Annotated in this window: 8 protein-coding genes; all 8 read left to right on the top strand. The window is 40.7% G+C overall.

Annotated elements, in window-relative coordinates; translation table 11 throughout:
• Positions 1-1,201 (top strand): MFS transporter (locus ACESMA_RS02835; protein WP_372947247.1); only part of this gene is annotated, 1,201 nt, incomplete at its 5' end.
• 62 nt (positions 1,202-1,263) lie between these two features.
• Entirely contained in the window at positions 1,264-3,399 is a 2,136-nt protein-coding gene (locus tag ACESMA_RS02830; protein WP_372947246.1) for a Tex family protein, read from the top strand.
• 426 nt (positions 3,400-3,825) lie between these two features.
• Complete coding sequence (locus ACESMA_RS02825; RefSeq protein WP_372947245.1) at positions 3,826-4,386, top strand: sugar O-acetyltransferase; 561 nt, start codon at positions 3,826-3,828, stop codon at positions 4,384-4,386.
• A 141-nt stretch (positions 4,387-4,527) separates the two neighbouring features.
• On the top strand, positions 4,528-4,848 hold the full coding sequence (locus ACESMA_RS02820; RefSeq protein WP_372947244.1) for a hypothetical protein: 321 nt from the start codon (positions 4,528-4,530) through the stop codon (positions 4,846-4,848).
• A gap of 194 nt (positions 4,849-5,042) precedes the next feature.
• Positions 5,043-5,666 (top strand): type ISP restriction/modification enzyme, encoded by a 624-nt coding sequence (locus ACESMA_RS02815; protein ID WP_372947243.1) that lies wholly within the window; start codon positions 5,043-5,045, stop codon positions 5,664-5,666.
• Positions 5,667-6,066: 400 nt separating this feature from the next.
• Positions 6,067-8,685, top strand: a complete 2,619-nt coding sequence (locus ACESMA_RS02810; protein ID WP_372947242.1) for a PAS domain-containing protein — start codon at positions 6,067-6,069, stop codon at positions 8,683-8,685.
• A gap of 17 nt (positions 8,686-8,702) precedes the next feature.
• Positions 8,703-10,175 carry a PAS domain S-box protein gene (locus ACESMA_RS02805; RefSeq protein WP_372947241.1) on the top strand — a complete coding sequence of 491 codons (1,473 nt, stop codon included), beginning with the start codon at positions 8,703-8,705 and terminating at the stop codon, positions 10,173-10,175.
• Positions 10,165-12,378: a transporter substrate-binding domain-containing protein gene (locus ACESMA_RS02800; RefSeq protein WP_372947240.1), complete on the top strand. Its 2,214-nt coding sequence runs from the start codon at positions 10,165-10,167 to the stop codon at positions 12,376-12,378. Before ACESMA_RS02805 ends, ACESMA_RS02800 begins: the two co-directional genes overlap by 11 nt.
• Positions 12,379-12,459 lie beyond the last annotated feature (81 nt).

The raw sequence follows: 12,459 nt of genomic DNA, 5'->3' as shown, positions 1-12,459 counted from the left end.
ATTTCTATTTTTGCATCTCAATTTTAACATGGATCAATTCAGAAAAAATATTGCCCGGCTGTATGTGGTAAAGATCTCGAAATGGTTTAACCTGGTTATGCCGGTTGTGGTTTTGTTCTATCAGGATAACGGCATGGGCATGCAGGAAATATTTATTCTGAAGTCAATTTATTCACTGGCCATTGTTGCGCTTGAACTTCCCTCGGGTTGGATGGCCGATGTGTGGGGCCGGAAAAAAACGCTGTTACTTGGAGCCGTTTTGGGTAGTGCCGGCTTTTTAATGTACAGTTTTTCCTATGGTTTCTGGGCTTTTGTGGCTGCAGAAATTGTGCTGGGTGCCGGGCATTCCTTTGTTTCAGGAGCCGATTCGGCCATGCTTTACGAAAGCCTGAAAGCCGACAAAAAATCAGACCGGTATGTGAAACATGAAGGACGCATTACTTCTGCCGGAAATTTTGCCGAAGCACTGGCCGGAATTGCAGCCGGATTTTTGGCTGCCATCAGTTTACGTACCCCTTTTTATTTTCAATTTGTGGTTGCCACACTGGCGGTTCCGGCTGCATTATTTTTAAAAGAGCCGCTGGTTCAGGCTACTGCGCAAATCCATTCCATAAAGCGAATGGCGCTTACCATAAAAAACACGCTGTGGAAAGAAACAGATTTAAGGGTTGCCATTTTGCTTTCGGCTGCAACCGGCACCGCAACCCTCACATTTGCCTGGCTGGTGCAACCTTTTTTTAAAGCCATTGGTCTGCCGGTGGAATGGTTTGGCATTATGTGGACCGCCCTGAACCTGAGTGTGGGCGTTTCGTCGGCATTTGCATTTCGGTTCGAAGGCAGGTTGAACAGGCGAAAAGAAGTGCTTCTGATTATTTTGTTTTTAGCAACCGGTTATTTTTTGTCGGGTCTGGTTATTGTGCGCGAAGGATTGATTTTTCTTTTTGTGTTTTATCTCGTTCGCGGCATTGCAACAGTTATTTTTAAAAATTACATTAATCTTTATACGCCAAGCGAAATCAGGGCCACTATTTTATCGGTCCGGAATTTTATTATCCGCATCAGTTTTGCTGTTATTGGCCCGCTGCTGGGCTGGATGACCGACCATATCAGTTTAAAAATGGCTTTTACTTTGGCGGGGTTCATCTATTTGGTGGCGGCGGTTGGTGCAGCCTGGCCCTGGTTGTTGCGAAAAAAACAATAGAACAGTTTGGCAGGCTTTCCCCAAAATATCTTTTTACCTTTGTTCAACAAAACAAAAATTGAATGAATCAACATATTATTGAAATCATTTCTCAACAACTTGGGGTTAAAAACAGCCAGGTAAAAAACACGCTGGAACTGCTCAGCGAAGGCGCCACTGTTCCCTTTATTTCCCGCTACCGGAAAGAACGCACCGGAAGTCTCGACGAAGTGCAGGTGCTTCAGATTAAAGAGCTGGGCGAAAAATTTACTGAACTGGAAAAACGCCGGGAAACCGTTTTGAAAACCATTGAAGAACAGGAAAAACTGACTCCCGAACTGAAGGAGCGGATTGAAAACTGTTACGACCCGGTTGAACTGGAAGACATTTATTTGCCATACAAACCCAAACGCCGCACCAAAGCTACCATTGCGCGCGAACGCGGACTGGAACCGCTGGCCAAAATCATCATGAAACAGTTTGAACGTGATCCGGAATCGCGCGCTGCCGGTTTCCTGAATGAAGAAGTGGAATCCATCGAAGATGCCCTTTCAGGTGCCCGCGATATTATGGCCGAGTGGATAAGCGAAAATGAAAAAGCCCGGAACATTGTCCGCCGGGAGTTTGAGCGAAACGCCGAAATTACCGCCAAAGTGGTTAAAGGTAAAGAGGAAGAGGCCGAAAAATACCGCAACTATTTCGACTGGAACGAACCGCTGAAAAAATGCCCGTCGCACCGGCTGCTGGCCATGCGCCGTGGTGAAAACGAAGGATTTTTACGGGTTTCCATAAAACCTGACGAAGACAATGCATTGGAACACCTCACGCGTTTTTTTGTAAAAGAGAACAATGCCAGCGCACAACAGGTTGAACTGGCGGTAAAAGACAGCTACAAACGGCTGATTGAACCTTCCATTGAAACCGAATTTGCCGCGCTTTCAAAAGAAAAAGCAGACGAGGAAGCCATTAAAGTTTTTGCTGAAAATCTGCGGCAGTTGCTGCTGGCTCCCCCACTGGGCCAAAAAAGGATTCTGGCCATCGACCCCGGTTACCGCACCGGTTGCAAAGTGGTGTGCCTCGATGAACAGGGAAACCTGTTGCATAACGATACCATTTATCCGCACAAACCACAGGAAGACAGAAAGATGGCCGCCAAAAAACTATCGTCCATGGTTGAAGTGTATAAAATTGATGCCCTGGCCATTGGAAACGGAACAGCCAGTCGCGAAACGGAAGCGTTTGTGAAAAAGCTGCGCTACAACCGCGAAATCAGGGTTTATGTGGTGAGTGAAGACGGCGCTTCGGTTTATTCGGCTTCATCCGTTGCCCGCCAGGAATTTCCGCAATACGATGTTACGGTGCGTGGAGCAATTTCCATTGGGCGGCGGCTGATGGACCCGTTGGCCGAGCTGGTGAAAATAGACCCGAAAAGCATTGGCGTGGGTCAGTACCAACACGATGTGGATCAGAAAAAATTGAAAAACAGCCTCGATGCGGTGGTAGAACTCAGCGTAAATGCCGTGGGTGTAAACCTGAACACAGCCAGCCAGCATTTGCTTACTTATATTTCGGGACTTGGTCCGCAACTGGCACAAAACATTGTGGAATACCGAAAGGAACACGGAATTTTCAGCTCGCGTGAATCGTTGAAAAAAGTGCCGCGCATGGGACCCAAAGCGTTTGAGCAGGCTGCAGGTTTTTTGCGCATTCCCGATGCAAAAAATCCGCTGGACAATTCGGCTGTTCACCCTGAATCGTATCATATTGTGCAACAAATGGCTGCCGATTTAAATGGTGAAGTAACTGATTTGGTGCGGAATGAAGAACGGGTTTCAAAAATTGATCTCACAAAATATGTAACCGCAGAAATTGGATTGCCTACCTTAAACGACATCAAAAACGAACTGCTGAAACCCGGTCGCGATCCACGGAAGCCCATTAAAGTGTTTGAATTTGCCGAAGGGATTTTTTCCATTGAAGACCTGAAAGAAGGTATGGTTTTGCCTGGAATTGTAAACAACATCACCAACTTCGGCGCTTTTGTGGATGTTGGCGTAAAACAGTCGGGGCTTATTCATGTTTCGGAACTGGCCGACCGGTTTATTTCCGACCCCAACGAAATTGTAAAACTGCACCAGCATGTTAAAGTAAGAGTGAAAGAGGTAGATATTTCCAGAAACCGGATTCAGCTTTCATTAAAGGGAGTCGAACAAGTGTGAAAAATCATAAAAAATAGATACGTTTCAGAAAATCTTCAAAAAATTGAAAATATGAAAAGTCGGACTTGCCCTAATTGCGGATACAGGTATTCATTTTTGGAATATTTCAAAAATGTTGCATTTAAATCTACAAATTCCATATGGAAATGTAAAAATTGCAATTCCAGACTTACTTTAGATTCCAGCCGGCGCATGACTGGCGTTATTTTAACCGTCCTGCCTGCAACATTTGGTCCGGTAATCTCCAAAGGACTACAGCAAATGGGGTTTTCCTCATTAGTAAGCTGGATTTTAATCTTATTCGTGTTAATCATTTGGATATTATGGATTTCTTCCTTCGATTTATTCAAATTACCAAAGAAATGAACTCCTTAATTGCTTTTTAAAATCTATTTACAGGTTGAGTTTTAACATATTCTAAGACTGATGAAAACCGAAAAACAAAAAATGCTGTCGGGCGGGTTGTACAACGCACAGGATGAAGAACTTACAAGAGAGCGTGTTCGTGCCAGGTTACTGCTGAAAGAGCTGAACGATTCTGCTGAAAATCAGGTAGAAGACCGAACCCAGATTCTGAAAGAATTAATCCCCCATACAGGAAAAAATTTACACATACAGCCTCCTTTTTACTGCGATTACGGTTATAACATTGAAATTGGTGACGATGTATTTTTCAACTTCAACTGTGTGGTGCTCGATGTGGTTAGTGTAAAAATTGGCAACCGGGTATTGTTTGGCCCCAATGTTCAGATTTACCCGGCCACGCACCCGTTAAACCACAGGGAACGGGCGTCCGGCCTTGAGTCGGGCAAGCCAATAACCATTGGCGATGATGTTTGGATTGGAGGAAGTGTGATTATTAACCCGGGAGTTGAAATTGGCGACCGCACTGTAATTGGAGCCGGCAGTGTGGTTACCAAAAATATTCCTGCCGATGTTTTCGTCGCCGGAAATCCTTGTAAAATTATTCGCCAATTAAAATCATAAAACATTAAATGGCGGGTTTATTTTTCTTTTCATTAATACAAACACTTTAAGGTTGATTTCTCTAAAAATTGTTAACTTATAAGCGCAAATTGGTTCTGTTTTTTATATTTGTCAAGGAATAGAGAGAGAAAAATAATAATTATGATACTGCTTGGGTTACCAATGTTCATATTTGTATTGGTGTATTTTATCCTCGATTTTTATGTTAAAAGGGAAATACCCAATAAAGAGTTGAGAAAAAAATTCAAACAACAAAATGAATTTTATCTCATTCTGGCCTATCTTTTTGCACCACTCCTTATGCTTCAAAATGAGCTTGTTTTCCTGAATTTTTCCGCCATTGCTTTTGATGAACTAAATATATTCCTGTTCCTTTTAATTGTAAAAATAACTTCATTTATTCTGGCCGGGCAACATATTGAAACCCTTTTCCGAAACTTAAAAGCATACAATACCTGGTAAAAATTATTATCTAAACCGCCCGGAAATCAATATCTGTTTTTTCGAATTAACCATATAAATTTTCCCAATAAAACCATCACTTTTCATCCCAATCAATTATTTTGCTAAATTGCCCATTCGTTTAAAATTGATAATTCGTTTTGATAATCAGCGATTATATTGATTCAAACCTTGATTTGGAATTTATCCATCAGATGTCCAAAAAACTTGGCTTAGCCTATGTGCCTGAAAAAAAGTCAGAGGGACAGGTTTGTTTTATCAACAATACTGAAATTCGTAACGAATACAAAATTTCTTTTTCAACCATCGATATCCAAAATTACATATACGGGATTTTTCACTCATCTGCTTTCCGTACAAGGCAAAAAAGAATACCAAAAATCGATTTTTCTAAAATACCCTACCCTGCCAATTCCGAAACCTTTTGGCAGCTGGTGGAACTCGGTATGCAGTTACGCCAAATCCATTTGCTGGAATCGCCCAAAGTAAACGAGTTTATTACCAGCTATCCCATCGACGGCGACAATACCGTAACCCGCAAAATGACTACCAAAAGCATCGGCTGGGAAGCCACCAACACCGAAAAAACCGTTGGCCGTGTTTGGATAAACGACACGCAGTATTTTGATAACGTTCCGCTTATTGCCTGGGAATTTTACATTGGCGGTTATCAGCCAGCGCAAAAATGGCTCAAAGACCGCCAAGGTCGCACCCTCGGTTTCGAAGATATTTTGCACTACCAGAAAATAATCGTTGCCCTCACCGAAACCCACCGGCTGATGCAGGAAGTGGATAAAGTGGGCGTGGAAAGTATTTGAATAGAAAATGAGAGACTGTTTTGAAATAATATTTTCAGAGTTTAGGATGATATATCAGGGATGTTTTCCATTTTATGAATTAGACGCTTTTTTCATTATTATAAGGTAATAAGGTTACCTTTCTATTGTTTGCCATTTTTACTAAGGTTTGATGAAATAAAATAAGGTTTTTTTGAAAATAGAAAAACCTTATTTTCAGTTTATTAACCTTAGTAGAATAGTTACACATTTGATTTTTACCTTATTACCTTATTGCTCTCCGACAAATAAAAAAAACAAAAATCAAAACAAGCACATCCTCCGGAACACTATTTTTTGCTTATTATCTTTTCTTTCCTATTTTTAGCCAGGATTTTGCGCTTTTTGAAAATGTGACCTTAACAGGTTTAAAAATGTTTTTATGACATCAACCATTAAACCCGACAACAACAATCCGGGAAACACTGCTATAGAGCAATTGAAAGCTGCCCTGATAGAAAAAGGGAGCAGTTTGAATACTGACGAATTCAGTAATATTATAAATGAGTTGGAACACGAACATCTTGATTTAATTCAAAAAACACACGATCTGCACGAACGTACCAAAGAACTTTCACTGTTTTACCACATATTTAACCTGGTGGTTCAGGAAAATATTTCTGAAAAGGAATTTATACAATCACTAACGGATAAAATACCGGAAGCATGGCAGTATCCTGAATTCACTTGTGCACGGATTATTTATGAGAAGGAAGAATTTACCACTTCAAATTTTAAACAAACACAATGGGTTCTTTCGGCTGATATTGTGGTAAAAAATAAAAAAGCAGGAAGTGTGGCAGTTTATTACCTCGAAAAAATGCCGGAAAATGCGGAAGGTCTGTTTTTAAAGGAAGAACGGGAATTGATTAAATCCATTGCCATAAAAACCGGACATTATTTCGAACGAAAAATTATGCGGGAAGAATTGGTAAAAAGTGAAGAAAACCTGCGTATAACACTTAATTCCATTGGCGATGCCGTTATTACTGCCGATACATTTGGTGCCATAACAAATATGAACCCGGTAGCTGAAAACCTGACCGGATGGAATTCTGATGAAGCTAAAAACAAACCGGTTGAAGAAGTTTTTGTAATTGAAAATGCAATTACGGGGGAACGGGTCCAAAACCCTGTAAAATTAGTGCTTAAAACAGGTCATGTTGTTGGACTGGCCAACCACACCAAACTCATTTCGAAAAACGGAAATGAATACCAGATTTCCGATTCGGGAGCACCTATCACCGACGAAGCGGGAAAAACAACCGGAGTGGTTTTGGTTTTTCGTGATGTTACTGAAGAATACAAAAGGCAACAGGAATTAAAAGACAATGAATCAAAGTTCCGCACCATAGTTGAAGGTGCACCCGAGCCCATTTTTATACAGTCAGAAATGAAATTTGCCTATCTGAATCCAGCCGCATGCAGGCTGTTTGGAATTGAATCGGCTGATGTGCTCATAGGTACTCCGGTAATGAAAAGGTTTCATCCCGATTATCATGAAAAAATAAAAAATCGGATAAAATTGCTATGCCAGGAAAATCAGTCAGTCCATGAATTGTTCAGGCAAAAATTTATCCGCATGGATGGTTCAGAGGTTTGGGTAGAAACGGCAGGCGAACCAATCGTTTATAACGGCAAAAACAGCGCACTGGTTTTTGTTCGCGATATTTCACATCGTGTTAAAGCAGAGCAGGTACTAAAAGAAAGTAAGGAAAATTACCGGTTGTTGGTTGAAAATCAAACCGATTTGGTGGTAAAAATAGATGTTGAAGGCCGGTTTTTGTATGCGAGTCCCTCTTATTGCAACCTGTTTGAAAAAACCGAAGAAGAATTGCTGGGAAAAAAATTCATACCTCTGGTGCATGAAGATGACCGCGATGCCACTACAGAGGCGATGAAGGCACTGTATCAACCGCCGCACGCAGCCTATATGGAACAACGGGCCATGACTGCCAAAGGCTGGGTTTGGCTGGCCTGGAACGATACAGCCGTTGTGGATGAACAGGGGAACATCAAAGAAATCATTGGCGTGGGTCGCGATATTTCGGACCAGAAAAAAGCAGAAAAATTGCTTAGGGAAAGCGAAACCCGTTTCAGGTTACTGGCAGAGTCGGCGCCCTTTGGAATTGTGATTGCAGACAAAAATCAAAAAACTTTTTTTTCGAATAAAAGATTTACAGAAATTTTTGGATACACATTAGACGATATTCCATCTGTTGAAGATTGGTGGCCTCTCGCCTACCCCGATGAAATACAAAGGAATACCATAAGGGAAAACTGGAACAATTTAATAGAAAAAGCTCAAAAAGAGCAGTCGGAGATTCCTCCGCTGGAATACTATGTCAGATGTAAAAATGGTGAATTCAAGTATATTGAATTTAGATCCAGTGCTTTTAAAGAACTCAACTTTGTAATTTTTACCGATATTACTGAAAGGAAGCTTGCGGAAAAAGCAGTTTATGAGAGTGAATCCCGTTTTTCCATTGCATTCGAAGCAAGTCCTGCCCCGCTGGTTATTTCCGAAATTGAAACCGGACAATTCATAGATGTAAACAATCGGTGGGTTGAAATGCTTGGATATTCCAGAGAAGAGCAGATTGGAAAAACCTCAAAAGAGGTAGGCATTTGGCGCAATCCGTCGGAACGCGATCGGGTTATTCAACAAGTCTTAAAAAACGGTTTTTTTAAAGATGAATACATCGAATTTAACACAAAAACCGGAGGGACTATTCTTGCACTTTGGTCGGCAGAAACCATTGTGCTTAGCGGCAAAAAGCTTATGCTGTCGATGATTCATGACATTACCGAACGCATAAAGTCAGAAGAAGAATTGCGCAAGCTAAAAGACAGTTTGCAGGAGGAGGTGGAAAAGAAAACCAAAGAACTCATTGAACGTGTTGAAATTCTCGAACGGTTTCATGAAGCAACCATTGAACGGGAATTCAGAATTAAAGAACTAAAAGAGGAAATAAAACGATTAAAATCAGAAAAAAATTAAAGCGCTTTCCCAAAAAAATGAAAGTAAAAAATCATATCTGCATTATTTGTTCCACCATTACTATTATGCTGGCATTATTAGGAATAATGGGGTATTTTCCTGGTTTGGAAATTCTCGGAAGTTTTAAAAAAGGCTTTATTCCCATGGCGCCAGCAACGGCTTTTGCTTTTATTTTACTGGGAGGTGTTTTGCTGTCGATTGATAAAGTAAAACCTTCAAAAATAAAATGGTTGTTTTCATTGTCGGCAGTTCTTTTTGTAATGCTTTTTGGCATTTTAGACGTGTTAGGTTATTCCTCCGGCCTGGATCTCAATTTTGAAGAAGCATTAATTCCTGTTGCAGGCACCATGAATGGAATTCCCGTTGGCAGAATGTCTCCGGTTGCAGGCATCATATTTTTTCTGTCCGGATTCAGTATTTTGGTTTTGCTTTTGGCTAAAGACAATCCGAATAAAAACGAAGAGTTCAGATTTTTATCAGGCGTTTTAAATTTGACCGTTTTTTTAATTGCCTTCGTTTTTTGTCTGGCTTATTTTTTAGGTAGTCCGCTGCTATATGCTTCAAAATCTGCCATTCCCATGGCGCTAACAACTGCGCTGGGGTTTATTTTTCTTGGCCTGGCTGTGTTCGGTTATAACCAAAATTCGTTTCCGCTCAAAATTGTTACAGGTGACACTATGCGCGGATATTTGCTCCGGTACATTCTTCCGCTCGCTGTTTTTTCGGTTCTTCTCGGTGGGTTAACGGCCCAATATTCGTTTCAGGGAAGTAAGATTAATCCGGCCATTTTGTCCGCTGCATCAATATTGCTTGTAATTATTGCAACAGGAATTGTTGCCAATTTTATTTCGCGCCATTTGGGAAGTGTTATTGACGGGCAAAAAGCTGCCATAAAAAAATCGGAGCAGGCATTAATTAAAAGTGAAAAGAAATTCAGGATATTGTTTGAAACCATGGTTCAAGGCGTGGTTTATCAAAATGCTTCCGGTGAAATTATTGATGCCAATCCTGCTGCCGAAAGAATTCTGGGCCTGAGCCTGGACCAGATGAAAGGAAGGACTTCCATCGATCCGCGCTGGAAATCAGTTGATCAGGAAAAGAACGAACTTCCCGGAGAAAAACATCCGCCTATGGTAGCTTTGAATACAGCCCGACCGGTTGAGAATTTTATCCAGGGAATTTACAATCCACAAAAGAAAAAGTATGTATGGATTATAGTAAATTCAATTCCTCAGTTTAAAAAAGGTGAAAACATGCCGTACCGGGTTTTTTCAACTTTCCTTGATATTACCGGTAGAAAAAATGCTGAAGATGAATTAAAAGAATTCAAAGAAAACCTGGAACAACAGGTTAATGAAAAAACCCGGTTGCTGAATGAACGGATTGCCGATTTGGAAAGTTTTCACGAAGCTACCATCGAACGGGAACTGAGGATGGAAGAACTGCGGAAAGAAAATGAACGCCTAAAAAAGGGAAATAATGATGCATGACAAAATAAAATTTTGGGCAATATGTTTTTTGTTGCTGACCCTCTCATCAAAAATCCAATCGCAGCAGCCTGAAAAACGCAAAATTAACGAAACAATTCTTATTGCCTCCGAGCCAGACTATCCGCCCTATTGTATGGTTGATGAGAATGGAAATGCAACCGGTTTTTCGGTTGAACTTTTTAAAGCGGCTGCAGAAGCTGTGGGACTTGATGTTGAAATAAAAATCGGAATCTGGAATCAAATCAGGCAAGACCTGGAAGAAGGGCGGGTTGATGCTTTGCCATTGGTAGGACGGACTCCGGAGCGCGAAGAAATATTTGATTTTACCATGCCCTACCTTTCGTTGCACGGCGCTGTTTTTGTTCGCAAATATGAAACGGGCATTCAATCGCTGGAAGACCTGAAGGACAAGGAAATAGTGGTAATGAAAGGCGATAATGCAGAAGAATTTGTTAGGCGGACCAATATTTCAGAAAAAATATTTACCACAAACACCTTTGAAGAAGCATTCAGAGAACTTGAAGCCGGTCGTTTTGATGCTGTAATTACACAACGTATTACCGGTTTGAAATTGCTGGAGCAAATGAAGGTAAGTTCCATAAAACCTTTGGATTTTCAATTGCCTGAATTTCGCCAGGATTTTTGTTTTGCAGTTCAGAAAGGGAATCAGGAACTGCTTGTTCTGCTAAGCGAGGGGTTATCAATCTTAATTGCCAACGACACTTTTGAAGCATTGAGATTTAAATGGTTTGGCCCGGAGGAAAATATGATATCCAGGGAAAAAATTATAAGGAGAACTCTTTTTATTCTGATACCGGTTTTAATTGCAGGCATTTTTCTTTGGATTGTGTTTCTGAGAAAAGAAGTTAAAAGAAGGACCAAAAAATTAAATACCGAAATCAATCAGCATAAAAAAACATTGCAAGATCTTGAAATTCAGCAAAAATTGTATAAAGAAAGTGAAGCGCAGATTCGACTTTTACTGGATTCTACCGCCGAAGGAATTTATGGAATTGATATGAATGGGGATTGTATTCTTATTAATCAGTCAGCCATTAAAACACTGGGCTATGCTGATCAAAACCAGGTGCTGGGAAAAAATATGCATGAGTTAATTCACCACACCAAACCCGACGGCTCCAAATGCCTCCAGGATGAATGTCAGATTTATAAAGCTTTTAAAAATGGCACAGGTACCCATAGTACAGATGAGGTTTTCTGGCGATCTGATGGCACCGGTTTTCCAACAGAATACTTTTCATATCCAATACGGCAAAAAGGAATTATAACCGGCTCGGTGGTTACTTTTTGGGATATTTCTGAACGAAAAAGAACTGAAAATGAACTCATTAAACTTAAAGATAAACTGGAAGAACAAGTAGCCCAGCGCACCACAGAACTGGAAGAAAAAATACAAAAGCTGGATAAAAGTCAAAAGGCCATGCTGTACATGGTAGAAGACCTGAACGCAATTACCTCGGAATTAAAAGTTGAACGCCGCAAACTTGAAGCAGCCAACCATGAACTGGAGGCATTTACCTACTCGGTTTCTCACGACCTGCGTGCGCCGCTGCGCGCCATAAACGGCTTTTCGAAATTCCTGCTCGAAGATTACGCCGAAAAACTGGACAATGAAGGAAAAAGGTTTATTTCTACCATCTGCGAAAACGCATCGAAAATGGACCAACTCATTACCGATCTATTGAATCTCTCCCGCGTTTCGAAGAGCGAAATGAGATTCACTAAAATTGATATGACCACCATTGCCTGGTCTATGTACAGTGAAATGGTCTCAAAAGTGGAGCAAAATACATTTGATGTCACCATTCACAAATTGCCTGAAGTAGTCTGCGATTTCAGTTTGATTAAACAAGTATGGCAAAACCTCATTGGCAATGCATTAAAATACAGTTCAAAATCGGCAACAAAAAAAATTGAAATAGGTGCAGTGGAAGAAGAAAATGAAATAACCTTTTTTATTCAGGACGAAGGTGCAGGTTTTAACCCGGAATACAAACACAAACTTTTTGGTTTATTTCAACGCCTGCATCACGAGAATGAATTTGAGGGCACCGGTGTTGGGCTGGCTATTGTTCAGCGCATTGTTGCACGCCATGGCGGAAGAGTTTGGGCCGAAGGCGAAGTAAACAAAGGCGCCACATTCTATTTTAGTCTCCCGGGCAATAGCAGTTTAACAGAGTAACTTTTATGAAGAATTAAATTAAAAATTCTGTTTTGATTTTTATTAAAAAAAAATGTATTTTGTTCACTCAATTTTACTTAA

Origin of the sequence: Mariniphaga sp. (assembly GCF_041687215.1) — a bacterium.
GTDB lineage: Bacteria > Bacteroidota > Bacteroidia > Bacteroidales > Prolixibacteraceae > Mariniphaga.
Note: the sequence above shows the minus strand (reverse complement) of the source record. Positions and strands in the feature narration are given on the sequence as shown.

What these genes read in the sequence shown, in the direction of transcription:
- ACESMA_RS02825 (WP_372947245.1), top strand. Translation starts at nt 3,826, where the DNA reads ATGAAAACCGAAAAACAAAAAATGCTGTCGGGCGGGTTGTACAACGCA.
- ACESMA_RS02800 (WP_372947240.1), top strand. Translation starts at nt 10,165, where the DNA reads ATGATGCATGACAAAATAAAATTTTGGGCAATATGTTTTTTGTTGCTG.
- ACESMA_RS02830 (WP_372947246.1), top strand. Translation starts at nt 1,264, where the DNA reads ATGAATCAACATATTATTGAAATCATTTCTCAACAACTTGGGGTTAAA.
- ACESMA_RS02815 (WP_372947243.1), top strand. Translation starts at nt 5,043, where the DNA reads ATGTCCAAAAAACTTGGCTTAGCCTATGTGCCTGAAAAAAAGTCAGAG.
- ACESMA_RS02805 (WP_372947241.1), top strand. Translation starts at nt 8,703, where the DNA reads ATGAAAGTAAAAAATCATATCTGCATTATTTGTTCCACCATTACTATT.
- ACESMA_RS02810 (WP_372947242.1), top strand. Translation starts at nt 6,067, where the DNA reads ATGACATCAACCATTAAACCCGACAACAACAATCCGGGAAACACTGCT.
- ACESMA_RS02820 (WP_372947244.1), top strand. Translation starts at nt 4,528, where the DNA reads ATGATACTGCTTGGGTTACCAATGTTCATATTTGTATTGGTGTATTTT.